Annotated in this window: 7 protein-coding genes; all 7 read left to right on the top strand. The window is 46.4% G+C overall.

From position 1 onward, the window contains the following. Positions 1-74 precede the first annotated feature (74 nt). The 7 genes from FHS57_RS27360 (at position 75) to FHS57_RS27330 (ending at position 19,417) form a co-directional block, all read left to right on the top strand. Positions 75-2,843 carry a M14 family zinc carboxypeptidase gene (locus tag FHS57_RS27360; RefSeq protein ID WP_183979309.1) on the top strand — a complete coding sequence of 923 codons (2,769 nt, stop codon included), beginning with the start codon at positions 75-77 and terminating at the stop codon, positions 2,841-2,843. Between the two features lie 99 nt (positions 2,844-2,942). After that, positions 2,943-5,720, top strand: a complete 2,778-nt coding sequence (locus FHS57_RS27355; RefSeq protein WP_229601470.1) for a M14 family zinc carboxypeptidase — start codon at positions 2,943-2,945, stop codon at positions 5,718-5,720. 327 nt (positions 5,721-6,047) lie between these two features. After that, the gene (locus FHS57_RS27350; protein ID WP_183979307.1) at positions 6,048-6,272 is read left to right on the top strand and encodes a DUF433 domain-containing protein; all 225 of its coding nucleotides are present in this window, start codon (positions 6,048-6,050) and stop codon (positions 6,270-6,272) included. Continuing rightward, positions 6,269-6,601 carry a DUF5615 family PIN-like protein gene (locus FHS57_RS27345; RefSeq protein WP_183979305.1) on the top strand — a complete coding sequence of 111 codons (333 nt, stop codon included), beginning with the start codon at positions 6,269-6,271 and terminating at the stop codon, positions 6,599-6,601. Before FHS57_RS27350 ends, FHS57_RS27345 begins: the two co-directional genes overlap by 4 nt. 472 nt (positions 6,602-7,073) lie before the next feature. After that, positions 7,074-7,907 (top strand): outer membrane beta-barrel protein, encoded by an 834-nt coding sequence (locus tag FHS57_RS27340; protein ID WP_183979303.1) that lies wholly within the window; start codon positions 7,074-7,076, stop codon positions 7,905-7,907. A 37-nt stretch (positions 7,908-7,944) separates the two neighbouring features. Next, on the top strand, positions 7,945-9,834 hold the full coding sequence (locus FHS57_RS27335; RefSeq protein WP_183979302.1) for a DUF8202 domain-containing protein: 1,890 nt from the start codon (positions 7,945-7,947) through the stop codon (positions 9,832-9,834). A gap of 31 nt (positions 9,835-9,865) precedes the next feature. Further along, on the top strand, positions 9,866-19,417 hold the full coding sequence (locus FHS57_RS27330; RefSeq protein WP_183979301.1) for a SpvB/TcaC N-terminal domain-containing protein: 9,552 nt from the start codon (positions 9,866-9,868) through the stop codon (positions 19,415-19,417). Positions 19,418-19,467: the final 50 nt, after the last annotated feature.

Below are 19,467 nucleotides of genomic sequence, written 5' to 3'. Positions count from 1 at the left end.
GGCAATTTATAGTGCCATCTTTAAAGGCTGTTAATGCCTGCATTACTTCATCCGTCCTAACCAAACTAACTCACATGTACTTCAAACGTCTGCTTAGACCGCTTGCCGTTTCTACCATTGCTTTTTGTTCGGCAGCCACGTACGCCCAGAAAATCGACGAGGTGTACAACCAAAAAATTAAAGAATACACCACAGATTCCCGCTTTTTGCCATCGTCGGTGCTCAATCTAACCGATGACCCGAAGGTACCATCGCCGCGTAAACACTTTGGCGAGATTGTGGGCGCACCTGGGATTTTGCACAACACCACGACCATCTATGGCTATTTTCAAAAACTGTCGCAAAGTTCGCCTTACCTGACCATGCAACAGGTAGGAACAAGCGAAGAAGGTCGCCCGATTCACTTGGTGGCCATCGGAAACGAAGACGCCATGAAACGCGTGGCCCACTACCAAAAACAACTTTCGCTGCTGGCCGACCCGCGCAAATTACCCGCGTCGGAGCTGGAAAAGGTGTTGGGCGATACCAAATTGGTGTATTACATCAACTGCGGACTTCACTCGCCCGAGATGGGTTCTCCCGAAATGGTGATGGAGTTGGCGTATCGTTTAATCACCGCCCAAACGCCTGATAGTAAAGCCGTTCGAGATAATATCATTGTGTTGATTAACCCCGTATCAGAACCCGATGGCTGGGACAAACAAGTGGATTGGTACAATCGCTACACCAAAGATCGTAAAAACTATGAGGATGGTTTCCCTCGCGTGCCGTATTGGGGAAAATATACCTATCACGACAACAACCGCGATGGTTTACAGTCGTCGCAGGCGTTGACCAAAGCCATGTACAAAATTTACTACGATTGGCACCCAACGGTGATGCTCGATTTGCACGAGTCGGTGCCGTTGCTTTATATTTCTACGGGAACAGGGCCGTACAACGATGCCATCGACCCCATCACCATTGGTGAGTGGCAAACCATGGCCAACCACGAAATGACAGCGTTAGCCTCTCAGGGATTACCAGGGGTGTTTACGTGGGCTTTTTATGACGGATGGAACCCTGGCTACGCGTTTTTTATTGCCAACAATCACAACTCAATCGGACGTTTTTATGAGACATTTGGCAACGCGGGTGCCACGACGTATGTGCGCGATTTGTCGAACCAAAAATACTCAGGCGACCCCGTAACGAGCAAAGAATGGTATCGGCCCAATCCCGCTACCGAAAAAGTGAATTGGTCGTACCGAAACAACATCAATTACATGCAAGCAGGCGTGTTGGCGGGCTTGACCTATGCCGCCAATAACCGACGGTTGTTGTTGACCAATTTTTACCAAAAAGGAGTAAATGCTATCCAAAAAGGAAAAACCGAATCGCCACGTGCGTTTTCCATTCCCCAAAAACAAAATGATCCCACCATGGCGGCCTACTTGGTCAATCAGTTGCGTGGGCAAGGAATTGAGGTTCACAAAGCCTCTTCAGGGGACTATGTGGTGTTGTTGGAACAGCCATACCGCAATTTGGCGGTTTCGTTGTTGACCAAACAAAACTATCCTAAAGACACCAAGTACCCTTCGTATGACGACATTGCGTGGACGCTCGGGTACCTGAATGGTGTTGACGTCAAAGCCCTTGACAACGTCACGTATGCTGCCAACGACCTTACCCTCGTGAATCAAGAAGTGAAATATACGGGTAAAGTGGAAGGAGAGGGTACAGACTATGTCCTCAATTACAAAGCGCAAAACACGGTGTTGTCGGCCTTGTATTGGCTAAAAGCGCAGAATAAATCGAGCAAGGCGATGGTGTTGGATGCCAAAACTACCCTGAGCGGGGTAAAGGATACCTTGGCCGCGGGGTCGGTGGTGTTGCAGGGAATTACGCCTGAGCAGGCTAAGAATATTACAACGCAGTTTGGGCTTGACCTGACCGCGACCAAAGCGGCGGCTAACGTGAAACAACACGAAGTGACCCTCCCACGGACGGCCATTTACCACAGTTGGTTCAATACCCAAGACGAAGGTTGGGTGCGTTTTACCTTTGACCAACGTGGAATTCCCTACACTTCCATCGAAAAAGATGATTTGAAGGCGGGCGACTTACGCAGTAAATACGACGTGATTGTGATTCCAAAAATGCGTGGTACGGGCAGTGATTTTATTCACGAAATTGATAAAAAATTTGGGCCATTGCCTTATACCAAAACCCCAGAATTTCCTTCGCACGGGTTTCCTGATTCCACTCCTGACATGACAGGTGGGCCTGGCTTTGATGGGATGAACCAGCTCAGAATGTTTGTGGAAGCAGGTGGAGTATTGGTGACTTTGGACAACACTTCTGCGATGATTGCGGAAACAGGAATTACCCGCGATTTGGATAAAGTAGAAACGCCAGGTCTCTACCATCCAGGCTCTATTGTAAACGTTAAGGTACGCAAATCAGATAGCCCAATTGTGTACGGATTCCCTGAAGTATTCCCGATTTTCAAAGGTATTTCACCGTTGTTGCAGACCAAAAAGTACAATCGCGACATGATGGTGCTTCAATATGGCACTAAATCATTGAAAGAAGATGAAGAATACAACGGCCCAATCATGGGATTGCCTGACAGCAAAACGGCTAAAGAGACTACGCCTGCCAAACCTAAGAAAGAAGAACCGTATGTGCTTTCGGGAATGGTAAGAAACGAGCAGACCATCGTGGGTCACGGCGGAATTTTCAACGTTCCCGTGGGGGCAGGTCGTTTGGTGGCGTTTACGTTTAATCCGTTGCATCGTTATATCAACCTCCACGATGCACCGATGATTTGGAATACCCTCATCAACTGGAATCACTTGTAAAAGACCGCTTTTTGCTAACGGAGTGACACCCTTTGTCACCTCTCTCTCGAACGCTTTCGGGAGAGGGGTCTAAAACCATTTACACAAAGCCTAATCCCTATGAAATCACTATATCGTTTCTTGTTGTCGGGAGCGTGTGCGAGTGCCCTCGCGCTGACGGCACAGGCTCAGCAAATCGACGAGCCTTACAACCAAAAAATCAAAGAATTTACGACCGACCCGCGCTTTCTGCCCTCGTCGGTGCTGGATTTGGTCAACGACCCTAAAATCCCGTCGCCGTTGAAGCAATTTGGGCAAATCGTCGGAGCTCCAGGCGTGCTGCACCGAACGGCGGATATTTACGGCTATTTTCAAAAATTAGCGCACACGTCGCCCAACATCGTCAACGAACAGATTGGTACGACCGAAGAAAATCGTCCCATTCAAATGTCCGTTATTGCCAATGCGGCCACTATCAAGCGCCTCGACCATTATAAAAAACAACTATCACTCCTTTCTGACCCGCGCAAAGTAAATGCGGCCGACGTGCAAAAAATCTTGGGCGATAGTAAAGTGGTGTATTTCCTGAACGGAGGAATGCACGCCTCCGAAACGGGCTCGCCCGAAATGCTGATGGAATTGGCCTATCGGTTGGTAACGGGACAGTCTGACGAAATCAAGACCATTCGCGACAACCTGATTGTGATAATTAACCCCGTGTCTGAGCCCGACGGCTGGGACAAAATGGTGGACTGGTACAACCGTTACACCAAAAAACGCAAAGATTTTGACGACGGAATGCCTGCCTCACCACCGTATTGGGGAAAGTACGTCTATCACGACAACAACCGCGACGGCTTACAGGTCTCGCAGGCCATCACAAAAAGTATTTTTAAAGCCTACTTCGACTGGCATCCTACGGTGATGCTCGACTTGCACGAGTCGGTGCCGTTGTTGTACATTTCAACAGGAACGGGTCCATACAGCGAAGCCGTGGATCCCGTAGCGATTGGCGAATGGCAAATCATGGCCGACCACGACATGACGACGTTGGCCGCGCAAGGGCTTCCTGGGGTGTTCAACTGGGCCTTCTACGATGGCTGGTATCCTGGCTACGGCATTTGGGTGGCCAACAACCACAACTCCGTGGGGCGTTTTTACGAAACCTACGGAAATGCGGGCGCGAATACCTTCATGCGTGACTTGGCCAATGCCAAATTTGCGGGCGACAACGTGACAAGTCGTGAGTGGTACCGCCCGTATCCTGCGACCGAAAAAGTATATTGGTCGTTCCGAAACAACATCAATTATATGCAAGCGGGGGTATTGGCGTCGTTGGGATACGCGGCTGCCAATGGTAAGTTATTGTTGAAGAATTTTTACCAAAAAAGTTTGAATAACTTGTCCAAAGCAGCCAAAGACGGCCCGAAGGCATTTGTGATTGGTAAGCAACAACGCGACCCCGCGATGGCGGCGTATTTGGTCAATCAGTTACGTACCCAAGGAATTGAAGTTCACAAGGCCGAAACGGGTAAAAATCAGGGAGATTATGTAGTGTTGTTGAACCAACCGTACCGCAACTATGCGTACTCGTTGTTGACCAAACAAAACTATCCGAAAGAAGCTAAATTCCCCCCGTACGACGCGATTGCGTGGACGTTGCAGTACCTCAATGGCGTAAATGTAACCCAGCAAGATACCCTCAAATACGAAGTATCGGACTTGAAATTGCTCGTGGCCGATGTGAAGTACGATGGAAAAATCGAGGGAGAAGGAACGTACTATGTGGTGAATTACAAAGCGCAAAATACGGTATTGCCTGCTGCCTATTGGGCAAAATTGCAAAACGCCAAAACCATCGTATTGGATGCGAAAATCACCTTGGAAGGCCGCAAAGACACGTTGGCACAGGGAGCCGTGGTGTTTTCGGGCTTAACGTCTGACCAAGCAAAGCAATTGGCCGAGAAGTTTAGCGTGGATTTGATTTCGACCAAAACCCTGCCGTCAGTGAAGCAGCACGAAGTGAGCCTCCCGCGCGTGGCGATTTACCATACTTGGTACCAAACCCAAGACGAAGGCTGGTCGCGCTTTACATTTGAGCAACGCGGCATTCCTTACACCTCGATTCATAAAGACCATTTGAAAAAAGGCAACTTACGGTCGCAGTTTGACGTGATTTTGGTGCCTCGCGTGGGCGGTACGGGAGCCAACTTCTTGCACGAAGTAGATGCCAAATTTGGCCCCATGCCTTACACCAAAACCGCCGAGTTTCCGTCGCACGGCACGCCAAGCAGCACCGATGACATGACGGGTGGCCCTGGTTTTGAGGGAGTAGCTGAGTTGAAAAAGTTTGTCGATGAAGGTGGGGTATTGATTACCCTCGATAACTCGTCGAGCATCATGTCGGATTTGGGCATTGTGCGCGAATTGAAACGGTACGAATCACCCACCTTGTTTCACCCGGGTTCGATTATTCAGGTGAAAAACCGTCAGCCATCGCACCCAATCATGTACGGTTACCCCGACACTTTCCCTATTTTCAAAGGACAAGGGGCCTTGTTGCAAACCGAAAAGCGCGACCGCGACATGATGTTGATGCAATACGGCACCAAGCCACTCAAGGAAGAAGAAGAATACAAGGGGCTGATTATGGGAATGCCCGATAAAAAAGAAGTAAAAGACCCTAAACCCGCCACGCCCAAACCTGAACCACCGTATGTGCTGTCGGGGATGGTGCGGAATGAGCAAACCATCATCGGCCACGGTGCTATTTTCAACGTACCCGTAGGCAAAGGCCAAGTGGTAGCGTTTACGTTTGACCCACTTCATCGTTACCTCAACCACCACGACGCGCCACTTTTGTGGAATGCGATTTTAAACTGGAACGCGTTGCGGTAATTCTACTGAGTTCAGAGCTATAAGGTTTCAAAAACCTTATAGCTCTGAAATTTGCCCCTTATTTGTTACAAACTAGGTTTGTGAGCTAAACATCGAAGCTGTCACAACCCGCCAAAGTAAACGGTTTCAATTGCTGAATCTGCCTTATTTCGCTATTTCGCAAGTGGAGAAGTATATTGAGTGGGCGGTGAACGGGAAAACAATGGCCATTCGCCTATAAAGCGCCCGCGCTTTGGAATGTAAATTTGGAGTGGGATGTATTGCAATAAGAATTGTTCTCCTTCCGAAATATGTTTAACTTTCGGGAGGATTTAAAAAGAAGTGAAAATGAAGAGTTTAGATAGAATTACCTCTAATCCTGAACAATGTGGTGGGAAGCCTTGTGTGCGAGGTATGCGTATTCGCGTAACCGATGTATTGTCTTTGTTGGCAAATCATTTGACGTTTGAGCAAATTTTAGAAGAACTGCCCGATTTGGAAGAAGAGGATATACAAGCTTGCGTTGAGTATGCCATCAAGAAAATAGATTATCCAGTACTCAGAGCAGCATGAAAATTATTGTTGATGCTCAATTGTCGCCGAGTTTAGCATTATGGCTTACCCAAACGTTTGATATAGAGGCATACTCTGTTAAATTTTTGGGACTACGTGATGCCAAGGATCGAGATATTTTTGAAGCAGCACGTAAACTTAACGCTATTGTTTTGACAAAAGATGATGATTTTGTAAATCTGGTAACAGAAAAAGGAAGCCCCCCAAAAATTATTTGGGTAACTTGTGGAAATACCTCTAACCAACGTATGAAAGAGATTTTGACACAATATCTTTCAAATGCGCTTAATCTCTTAAAAACCGCCGATTTAGTAGAAATTAGCGATTAGAACGTAGAAAAAGAAGTTGGTTGCAAAAAGCAGGCTGATGTTCGTCCTTCCGAAATTTTTGAAATTTTGTCAAACCACACTTGGTATATAATCCTAAAAGTCAAACAGCAAAACCAACCAGAAGAAACGACGTTGGATGGGTATTTTCGGGTGAAATAGGTAGGGATGGAATGTAAAAAACTTAATAGCTTCTTAGGTGAAAAATATACTGGTTTTCAGGAGGTTATTTCGATTTTTCTTTATACCTTGTCTTACGGCCCTAGCTAAATTGAAAAATAAGCCTCTTCCTTACGTATGACCAGACTCATTACGCCCGTTTCGGAAGCTAAACCGAGAAACGTATAGCCTATACGGAAGCTATCAATGGCAAAAATCAATATAAAACTTTGACGACTGCTCAAACAAAAGCATTGTCGGAGTGGCGGGGAATAGGAAAAACCAATTACTGTGTTTGAAAAAACTATTCTCAACAATGAAAGCTCTAATTAGTACTTCTTCTCCATTATGCCGTTACTCAATGGCAGCGAAAACTACATGCTGTTTTTTCTACCTCTTTTGTGGGGTTTTTGTACAGTTTTCTAACGCTCAAACGGTGGACGGTTTACGAGTTGGACTGAAAGGAGGTGCGGTTTATTCGGGCATTGGTGCCTTACAAACGACTATATTGAGCGAGCCGTTTTTTACAAATTATACCCTGAATAATAACCGAAAATGGGGATTTACGGCAGGATTTGGTATCAATTGGGAATTGAAAAATACCATTGCCTCGCTTAATTTCGACGTTTTATATTCCCAGCAAGGTAGTGAATTAGCCTTCAACAACTTGGAGAAAGACTTCAACTACACCCTGCAATTCAACTACCGTTACCTGAACTTTCCGCTGATGTTGAAGCTATACCCGTTTGAAAAAGTACACGATGGGCTGCATGGATTTAACGTGGGAGTTGGCCCCCAATTAGGGCTAAATTTAACTCCCGAAAAAATAAATTATACTTCGGGCGGGACAGGGAAATTGCCCGCTTTTGGTAGCGACCTCGAACAACAACAGCAGCTTCGGAATGTCCTGAAAGGAAAAAATAATTTGGGGCTTAATTTTCAGCTTGGGTATGAGTTTGTAGGGCTGGGACTCAACCTTGAAGCACGTTATCATTATGGCCTGACGGACATAGTTCATACCGAAGCCAACGCGTATAATTTTATCGAAAATAAAAATACCAACAATACAATTCAATTTACGTTGGGCTGGGAGTTTATGAGTAGCTACCCCAAAAAACGCGTTCTTCTCATCAAGAAACCAAGAAGCTAGTAGCGTCGATTCTGTCAAAATCGTAACCATTACTCCTATGAACCCAGCTTCTATTAAAGCCTTTTTTGTCGTTGTCTTTTGGTGGGGAGCATTCACAACGTTTTCCCAAAACCAGCTGACGCCTGCGCCAGGCGGCGTAGCAGGGGCTATTCGATGGTGGATGGCCGACAGCAACCACGCTGAGCGACTCAATTACCACCCTGCTCGGCGGCTTACTCCTTCCAATGGCCTTTTTCTCCCATTAGGCAATGAAAGATTGCCAAGTGCCACCTTCTTTACAGTATATCAGACCAAAGAACGGCAAAAAGACCAGCTGATTTGGAGCATTGAGAAAAATAAGAAAACAAGCCTCGTCTTGACAACCGAGCGCGTGGCCGATTTGGAAGCTATTCGATACATGAATTTTACGGATTTAGCGCCTGCTATGCCTAAAATCAATATTTATGGGCAATTAAAATCCGTCGATAGTAGTGAAGTAGCTGAGCAGACATGGAACATAGGCAATCTACCTACTTCCCCTGAGTTGCCCGTCAGCGTTTTCAATGGTCTCGTGCCTGAATTGATTGCCTTTAACCGAGTCCTTGACCGAGAAGAACGATTAAAAGTAGCGTCTTATCTGGCACTAAAATATGGAATTACGCTCACTGAATCGAGCGGGAAGTACGTGAATAGTTTAGGTAAAACCCTTTGGAATGGGGAAGAGTCTCCCATTTTTCACCACAACATAGCGGGTATTGGTCGTGACGACGCCTCGGGCTGGTCGCAGAGAATCGCTAGTAGTAGTCATTCCCCCCATTTGCTCACCATTTCGGCGGCGTCCTCCCTCAACAATCACCAGTATTTGCTGTGGGGAGACAATGATCAAGCCTTGGTTTTTGCCCCCAAAACGATGGGAATGCCAACGTTTTTGAAACGAAAGGGGCTGGTGTCTTCTTTTGGCAAGAACGTGTGGGAGACGGAAGTTGTATGGGATACCAAACAGGTGTTTGCTGCCATTCCCCCAAATCCTGTGTTTTGGCTGGCGGTAGATACCACGGGAACGGGGGAGTTTGCACCTTTGGCAACTTGTTTCTTTAAAATGAAAAACCTTGATAAGCAGGGTTTGGCTTATTTTAATACGATTTGGTCAATGAATAAGGCGCAAAAAAATCACTTTTCATTTGTCGTAGCGCAAGACCTGCTCGTCACCACTAAAGTAACAACGCCGAGCTGCTCACAGTCTGATTTGGGGCAGTTTGAGGTTCGGATTTTGGGTGGACAGCCGCCTTATTCCCTCACAATTTTTAATAAATCAACTGGATTTGCGGCCCAGCGTCAGCAGCCAGAAAAGCTTTCGACTGCACAATTCGGCGGTCTTTCTGCAGGGCATTATATCCTTAACGTAACGGATGCGTTGCAGCAAATGTACGTTGATTCATTCTGGGTCAACCCCACCGAAGCACCGTTACCGCTGGGTTTGTCTGATACCTATTCTTTGGTGGAAGGAGCTGCGCCTGTTCGAGTTAACGCGGCTGAAAATATGCCTGCGGGGATAACGTACCGCTGGCGAAGTCCTGATAAGACAGAGTCGCAATTGCCTGAAATTGAGCTAAATCAGCAAGGCGTTTATACACTTATTACGACTCAAAATGGCTGTAGTTCAACCCGAGAAATCCAAGTGAATGGCCTCCAACTCAGCGTATTTCATTCGGAAATAGTGTATCCTAATCCTTCCAACGGAAAGTTTTCCATCAAAGTAAGGTTGCATCAACCTGCTCCCGTTCACGTGTCTATTTTCTCGGCAGAAGGAAAGCAAGTACTTACGGATGAAGCTTTCGGGGCTGACCACTACCTGTTTAGCGAACAGCTAACCACGCACGGCCTTTATCTAATTGTGTTGCAGTCGGGCAGGTCAGTGACAACCCACAAACTATTTATCGTTCGATAAAATGAAAAGTGTCAACAAATTAACCTGCCTTTTGAAAACCCTAAGACCGATTCGGTGGGTATCTATTTTTGTCAAAGGAGGGGTGGCCGTTGCCTCGCTTGTTGTTCTGTTTGCGTTTTATGGTTCAAAAATTAAAACGACCAACGCCTTTACAACCGAAGTATTTCCCACTCCTAAAACGCTTTCGGTGGCAAGTGTGTCTGTTTCAAAGCCAGTAAGATATGGATTTGATGCGGATATTGCTTATGGTAGCATTGGGACGACGGGCAAAAAATCAATTGATAGTCCTTTCGATAATGTATTCCATGTCCAACTTCCTGAATTGCCTGGTACTGACTTTCAAGCGTTTTTAGAGTATCAACTGTACGGTGTAAGCACCCACGAGTCTGTTGCCCGAAGCATCAACGAATCGCAGGCGATTGGAGCGCATTTTGTTCAGCTCAATAAGGCGTGGAGTAGTCAGCAAGAGGCCATCCCTTTGGCGCTTTTGCATTCTGGCGACAACGTCATTCGTTTTTCGTTGCCTTTGGAGGCGAATTATCAGTACGAAGTTAAGCAAGTACGCATCGTTTTTAAGCAGCAATCGAAAGGAGAGGAAGCGATTGTGCTCAACCAACCCGATAGCGTTTTTTATGGACAAAATGCCTATATCAAAGGAATGATCCGCCTTCCTCAACCGCAAAAAGGGAGCTTGAAAGAACCCGTTTTGTTGACCTGCGGTGACCAACGCATCCCTGTATATAGTGGTGAATTTGAAGCGTTGCTTGACAATCCTGGTAAGACATCGTTTAGGGCGTCGTTGAAAGCCACCTTTTCCAATGGTGAAATTGTTACCAAGGATGTCTGCTTTGTGCGCGCTGAAAAAGCGGATCAAGTTTACACGTCAGAGGTGAGGCAAGGAGAAAGTTTAGGACATTTTGACCGTGAAAAAGGGCTAGATTTAACCTTGGTTACGACCGCGATTTCAGGGGCTTCCATTGAGATTCCAGCCTATGCTTTATCCCAAAGCAAACTAATTTCAATCACGGCCCTACGCGCCATCGACTTGCCTGCGTTGAACGAAGACATGGTCAACGTAACAGCGGGGGCGGCAGGGTATCGTTTCTTGCCGCATGGAAGTCAATTTAGTAAGGCTGCTCAGTTGAGTATTCCTTATGATAGCACGCTCATTCCTGAAGGCTATACGGCCAGCGACATTCGCACTTATTATTTTGATGAACAACTCCGCAAGTGGCTCGTTCTACCGTTCGACTCGGTGGCTACGCCCTCAAACGTAGTTTTGTCTCATACCCTGCATTTTACGGACATGATTAACGGGATTATAAAAGTGCCCGAATCCCCTGAAACGCAAGGCTATGCGCCTACGACTATCAAAGATTTTAAACCTGCCGATCCTTCGGCGGGGATTGTAATGATAGCACCTCCCACGGCAAATACCATGGGTAGTGCGTCATTGGATTTTGGTCTAAAACTTCCTGCGGGGCGGCAAGGAATGCAGCCAGAATTAAGCATTCGCTACAACAATGGTGGGGGCAATGGCTGGTTGGGGCTAGGCTGGGACTTGTCTGTTCCCGCCATAAACCTAGATACTCGTTGGGGAGTGCCGAGGTATGATGCACAATGGGAAACCGAAACGTATCAGTTGGAAGGGGGACAATTGGCTCCCACGGCGCACCGAGCTACGTTAGAAAAACGCGTTACTGAAAAAGAATTCTTTCCACGGGTGGAGGGAGGATTTGATAGAATCGTCCGACATGGTTCGCATCCGTCGAATTATTGGTGGGAAGTTACAAATAAAAACGGCGTCAAAAATTTTTACGGCGGTTTGCCCGAGAAAGGCGTAGTGGACGCGGCCGTTCTCAAAGATACGCTAGGAAACATCGCCCATTGGGCATTGGTACAAACGCGCGATTTGGACGATAACCGAGTGCAATATACGTACGCTAACGTAAAAAATCCAGGGGTTGTAGGCGGTAGGCTAGGACAACAACTGTATATTGATAAAATCAATTATACGAATAAAGCTTCTACCGAAGGCCCTTACACGGTGACGTTTACGAGAGACCGACAATTGACGGAGCCACAGCGAAAAGATGTCAGTATGGATGCCCGTTATGGTTTTAAAATGGTCACGGCCGATTTGCTCCGAAAAGTTACCATAACATTTACAAATCAGCTTGTTCGTACCTACGATTTGAAATACAAAGAAGGAGCTTTTTACAAAATATTGTTGGAAAGCGTGACCGAACTAGATGATGCAGGAAAGGAATTTTATACGCATCGTTTCGACTATTTCGACGATGTTCTTGCGTCCTCAGGTTACGCTCCGTTGGGCGAATTGACAAAGTGGAACGTAGAGAAGGATGGCGCGAAAGGTGGCATCATCAATCCCATTCCAGGGTTTAATGACCAGAGTTCGGTGTTGAGTACTGAAAAATCTAACAGCTTTGGGGCGGGGCTGGCTCTCACCGTGGGGTTTATAGGCGACGGCTGGACCAAGCAGTTTACGGTGGGAGGAAGTTTTGAGTTTGACTACACGGGCAATGAAGGGGTGGTAAGCATGACCGACATTAATGGGGATGGCCTTCCCGACAAAATCATCAAATTAGGGAATCGGCTATTTTATCGGGCCAATCTAAAAAATGCCAACGCTTTTGGAAACCTGAAGCCCATTAGTGGCGTCAATGATTTTAGTGCCAGCAATGCACTTTCGTTTTCACTGGGCTTACAGATTGTTCCGCCTTTGGGCTTTTTTGGGTATAATTATACCAATACTACCACCACGACCACCACCTATCTGTCTGATTTTAACGGGGATGGTTTGATAGACATTGCTTCTAACGGGCAGGTTTTTTTCAATCACCTTGACCCGCAGGGAGAACCCATTTTTGAACGAACGAGTACGCGTACGCCTAATCCGCTTTTTCTCGGTGGAACGGTGGATAAAACTTTTTTTGCCCCCGATACAGCCCTGCAACACCGCCAAGAAAAAGAGTTTCCACTCCAAGACATCGTACGTTTTTGGACGGCACCTTTCGACGGAGCGGTTCGTATTTCAGGCCCCGTTCAATTGCTAAAAGCAGCGGACAGTCTTCGATCAAAAAAAGAAGATGGCGTTAGGGTGAGCATTCAGGTGCGAGAGGGAGTCGTGTGGAGCGAAGCCATTGGCGCGGGAAACTTTACCCCCAAAATACCGACAGGGGTGAGTAATGTAAAGGTAAAAAAAGGCGATCGAGTTTATTTTAGGGTGCAATCGGTTTATAATGGTGAAAACGATGAAGTGGCGTGGGATCCCATCGTTGATTACGTGAGCGCGGTTTCACCCGTGTTGGATGTCAACAAAAAAGATACGCGGCACTACCAAGCCTCCGAAGACTTTATCCTCAGTGCCATTCAGCCGTTGGGGATTCCTGCTTCGGGAACTTTAAAAATTTCGGGTGATTTTTTCAAATCAATTACCTCAGATACGGTCATTGTACGAATCGTTCGGAAGGATTCGCTGGGAGGGATTTCTATTCCATTTCAGCGAGTTTTTGCAGGAAATACCAGCGCCAGTGGCCCGCTGAAAGATACCGCGCTAAATGTAACGGTCAAAGATTTGTTACGGTTTGAGATAGATGCCGATTCGTACATTGACCGAACGGCTGTGCGTTGGTCGCCCAACTATGAATTAACGTTTGTGGATGCTTCGACGCGTCAGCCTGTGACACAAAAGGGCGGGATAGTGCCAGAAAATAACAAGTACACTACTTGGTTTTCGCCTACCCCCGTTGTCGAAAAAAATACCTTGGATACCGTTCGTGTGTACCCATTGGTCCCCCTCAAAGCTGATAGTAGTGGGACTGTTGTGTTCACCATCAAAAGCCCTAATTCGGTCATAGCCAAGCGAATTTTGCAAGTCAAAAATGGAAAAATTGTGGGCGCTGTTGATACGCTATCGCTCATTTTGACCCCTCAAACTCCCATTTTTGTGGAGTACCACGTACCCAACGTGGGTTTTGCCAAAGCCATGTCCCTAATTGGCTATGGGAGCAAAATAGATACGCTAGTTAGTGACTCTACAGGAAAACACCGCAAAGTACTGTATAAGGTGCGGCCAGCGGGAATATATACCAATTCGGACGATGAATTAAGCCCACTTTTTCGCGGTTGGGGGCAGTTTTCATTTGCGGGCGACAAAGGCAACGGTCCTTTGGATGAGTCAAAATTGAATTTCAACGAGCTGAAAAATGTTGATTACAAAAAAATACTCGCCGACACTGCCAGCTACCGAAAAGATCCCAATTCCCTTAAAAGTGTGCAGAGCCCTACCAATTCGGATTTTGCTCCGCTGTACGGTAATGCGACAAAAAACGCGTGGATAGGCCGTGATAGTTCGGTATTTGTGTCAAAAACAACCATGAGCAGTTCCCGTTTGTGGAAGCACGATGTGGCCGTCGATAGTCTGATGTTGGGCGCTGGGGCGTCGTTGACGGCGGTTTCCAAAATCGAACGAAGTGATGTCAATAGCCTTTCGGGGGGATTTGTGGTTTCGGGTAGCTATTCCAATGCCTCAACGACCAATTTACTCGACATGATGGACATGAACGGGGACGATTACCCTGATGTTTTGCACGTCAATGATGTTCAATTCACCCTACCAAACGGAGGGCTGGAATCGAAGGGACGACCCAATGCGCTGTCGCCTACCAATACCACCGCCAATTCGTTTGGACTTAGTTTGGGAGGGAAGTTTCCCAAAGCGTCGGCTTCCAACAAACGTAGCGGAAGCAGTGCCAAAAACAATAAAACAGCCTCCAATGCCCGAAGTGAGCAGAAATCTGCGAATGCTTCCATTGGCCTTTCGGGAAGTATTGGTTATAACGAACAATCAGGAACGGCGGCTTGGATCGATATGAATGGCGATGGTTTGCCCGATAAAGTATATAAAAATGGCGAGGTAGCCCTAAATCTTGGGTATTCATTTTCGACTCCCGAGCGTTGGAATTTTGAAAATATCGAAGAAGGTAAATCAACTAGCTTCGGGGCGGGCATTGGGGTAAATCTCTTTTCGGGAACCATTGAAGCGGGTATTGGAATGTCGCGCAGTGACGATAATACCCAACTGACCTTCCAAGACATCAATGGCGATGGCTTACCCGACCGAATTACCTCGACTAATCCACTGACGGTTCAATTGAACACGGGTAGCCGTTTGGGACCCCCGCTACTTTGGAAAGGAGCGGCAAGTCTCAATAAAACCGTTTCCGTTGGAGAATCTATTAACGCTGCCCTGACCATTGCCATCAACATCATCATTATAAAAATTTGTATCAACCCTTCTTTTAACGTTGGGCACGGCGTTTCGGGGCAAATGGATCAGTTGCTGGACGTCAATGGCGATGGTTATCTTGATGTCGTACATTCCGAAAACGAAGGAGATTTGTCGGTGCGTAGTTCTACCATTGGGCGTACCAATATGTTACGGCGCGTTCAACGGCCTTTAGGTTCTTATTTTTCAATGAATTATGAACGCTTGGGTAATACCTACGAAATGTCGTCCCAAAACGTATGGGCGTTGAGTAGCTTGGAAGTGTACGACGGTGTAGCGGGCGACGGGATAGACACCTTGCGTAGCCGATTTCGTTATGCCAACGGGCGCTATAATCGTCGCGAAAGAGAATTTTATGGTTTTGCAAATGTTGTTACCGAAGAGCTAAATACGGCTAACAATAATGCCGTGTACCGCACTTCGGAAGAAGTTTTTTTGAACCAAAACTATTACCTAAAAGGGTTACTCAAAAACGAAATCTTGCGCGATGCTGCGGGCAATAAATTCAGTGAAAGTAGTAATACCTACGAGTTAAGAGCCGTGCGTGATAGCGTATTTTTTCCTGCCCTGATTCGAAACGACAGGTGGATATACGAAGGGAAAGCGGTGGCTGGTGCGAGTACGTACATGCAGTACGATTATGATGCTTTTGGGAACATTAGTAAGCTCATTGACGCGGGCAATGGCACGCCCCAAGACGTGCTCACTGCCAAGGTTTCGTACCATAACAACGACGTTGCTTACCTCAAGAACATTCCTGCGGAGGTAATTGTGACAACGGCTGAAGGAACCAAAAGAAAACGTACGACCGCCATAGATAGCAAAGGACATCTCACTCAAGTGCGGGCGTTTTTGGCTGATGGAACTTCGGCCAATTATGACCTTGAATACGACGAGTACGGTAATTTGAGTAAACTTTTACGCCCCGCCAATTACCGAGGGCAACGGCTGTTTTATCAATATGCCTACGACAACGTGACGCACAGCTACCCCGTAAAAACCACTGATGCTTATGGCTACAGCAGCACAGCGGAGTACGAATACCGTTTTGGAAATAGAATTCAAAGTACGAGTATTCAAAACCAACCAATTCGATTCGGAATCGACAACCGAGGACGTATCAGTACCATTACTGGGCCTTATGAATTGGCCGCAGGCAAAGCATATACTTTGGCCTTTGAATACCATCCCGAGGCCAGCACCCCGTACGCCCTTACCCGTCACTACGACCCTGAATACGACAGCTCCATTGATATTGTGACTTTTATGGATGGTTTGGGGAGAGAAATTGAAACCAAAAAATTGGGCGCGCTCTTCAAAGGTAAAAACCTCGCCGATGAATTAAAAATGATTGTATCGGGGGGGGATATATACGATGCTTTCGGACGGGTTGTCAAAAAGTATTACCCTACGACGGAGGCGCTGGGGGCTGAAAATACCAAGATATCAACGACGATTGGGAACCTACTCGAATCAGTCAGTTATGATATCACCGACCGAGTGGTGCGGCGAGAATTGGCCGATGGCACGGTTGAAACCATGAGCTACTCGGCGGTTAATAATCAGCTCATTACCGAAAGCAAGGATGGGCTGGGCAATAGAATTGAAAAATTGGATGATGTAAGAGGCCGTCAAGTCCAAGTGAGGCAATACGGTGGCCCCGATGGGACGATTTTTACCAATTATTTCTACAATGCCCTGAGTGAATTGTTGCGGGTAGAAGACCACCTCAAAAATAACATTGTTAATACCTACGATAACCTAGGACGTCGCATTAGTACCTTGCATCCTGATGCGGGTTTGAGCGAATTTAGCTACGATTTGGCAGGGAACTTGGTACAAAAAACAAGCGCCCAACTTCGAAAAACAATTCCCAAAGGAGGGGCTATCAAGTACGGTTATGATTACGAACGCATTGTCGATATCGATTATCCCATTTATTACCAAAACAAAGTAAGTTACAGCTACGGCGCTCCCAACTCGGGCAATCGGGCGGGGCGACTGACGCTGGTAAAAGATGCAAGTGGTGGGCGAGAGCTTTTCTATGGAAAATTAGGCGAAGTCACCAAAGAAATTCGGACGGTGTTGGTCAATGAAGTTTTTTATACTACTTACGTCAGTGAGCAAGAATACGACACTTGGAATCGTCTCAAAAAAATGACTTACCCCGATGGTGAAGTGGTTAATTATCACTACAATCGGGCAGGCGGGCTAGCGAGTATCGATGGTCAAAAGGCGGGGAATGCGTATGCGTACGTCAGCAAAATAGGCTACGACGAATACGAAACCAACGTATATATGAAGTACGGCAATGGCACCGAAATGAATTATACTTTTGATGAGCAGCGTCGCCGCCTTAAAGGCTTGCAAACCACGGCGGCAAGTGGTCGTTCGATGCTGAACAATAGCTACACCTACGATGCTGTCAGTAATATCACAGGGATTATTAACAACAGCTTGCCGCAACAAGGAAAACTCGGAGGCAAAGCCAGTCAAAAATACAGCTACGACAATTTGTATCGACTCGTCGCTGCCACGGGACAGTACGAAGGCAGCAAAGACACGGCGTCCTATACGTTGGGAATGTCCTACGACAACTTGTCGAACATTCTCAGCAAAAAATTAACAAAACGCGATACTTCTGGGAATTACCAATATAACTACCAATACGGCGGCACTGCTCCCCACCAACCCACTCAGATTGGCAACAAAAAAAGCCGTTACGACCTCAACGGAAACCTCACGGTTTTTGGCGGTGCGGAGTATTTTTGGGACGAAGACAATCGCTTAATGGCCATCCTCGACAACGGCCTACTCAGTGAATACACTTACGATGCGGCGGGTGATAGGGTGATAAAAAGCAGTGGAGGAGTTCAAGGAACTTGGCTCAACGGCGCTGCGGCGGGTACCATCAACCACCGTGACAATTATACGGTTTATGTAAGTCCGTATTTGGTATGTAGAAGGACGGGCTTTACCAAGCACATTTACGTCGAAACTGAGCGGATTGTTTCCAAAATTGGTACGGGAAGTTTTACCAATATTTCTTTTCCACAATCGGCACTGACGGCAGGGGGAGTCAATTACATTCAGCGAGCCGCGCAGTTGAAACAAGACCGAGTCAATTATTACGCTACTTTGGGCGTTAGTCCTGGCCCGCCTACCCAAAAGCTGTTTTATGCCGAACCCCAAAACAGTGGCATTGCGCCACCCGTGGTGGTGGATAGTACTGCAGGGAACATTCCTGCTGGGTGGCCTGGCAATACCACCAAACCCACCAACGGCCCACCCATTTATGTCAGCCCGATTCCGAGTAATGACTCCGTAAAGGCAGGGTATGGGTTTAGAGGAACGGGACACCTTGCAGAGCTCAATCAATATTTTTACCACGGAGACCATTTGGGAAGTACTTCCTACGTAAGCAATGTGCTAGGAGAAGCCGTCCAACACGTGGAGTATTCGGCCTTTGGAGAGACATTTTTTGAAGAGCGTAACAGTTCTGAGGCAACTCCCTATTTGTACAATGCCAAAGAGCGAGATGCCGAAACGGGATTGTATTATTATGGAGCGAGGTATTATAACCCGGCGACGAGCCAGTGGATGAGTGTTGATCCCAAAGCGTCTAGTTATCCGAATTTATCGCCTTACAGTTTTGTAGTAAATAATCCGCTTACCTACATTGATCCAGACGGAAGACAAGTTACACTTAACAAACATATTGACCCAGAAACGAACACAATTACCTATAGAATCCATATAAAAGGAGTACTTATTGATCATGAAAAGAGATTGTCAAAAAAAGCATTAAAGCAGTATGCATCTACAATATCAGAGGGTATTAAGGAACATTTTACTGGCGTGAGCGTGGATGAACCAATTGTAGCGGGTCAAACGATTAAATGGGAAGTCACCACGGATATTCGGGCTAGAAAATTTTTTGTAGGAAAAAAAGACCATGTATTTCGAATTACCGATAATGTTCCAGACCCGGAAAATAGCGGGGAAAACATCGGTTATGCTGAACATGGTCAAAATTTCATGTATATTTCAAGAAACATATTAGCTAGCTCAAAATCTCTTCGTAAGGTTGCTGCGCATGAACTTGGTCACTCTTTAGGCCTATTACATTCACCATTTGAAAAGATGAATTTAATGTACGAGAGGGATACTGGACCATTGGGTCAGAAATTTTTAAATAGGGGACAGTTACGGGATATTTTTGATAAGAAAAATAAAATTAACCAAGGGAAGCAGCGGTTTGAAGGAAATTAAGATATGCTTCACGACGATATAATATAGTCTTTTAAGCCAAGTATTTGTGC

The sequence above is a fragment of the Runella defluvii genome (assembly GCF_014195535.1).
GTDB classification, from domain to species: Bacteria; Bacteroidota; Bacteroidia; order Cytophagales; family Spirosomataceae; genus Runella; species Runella defluvii.
This window is presented reverse-complemented; position numbering and strand designations above follow the sequence as displayed.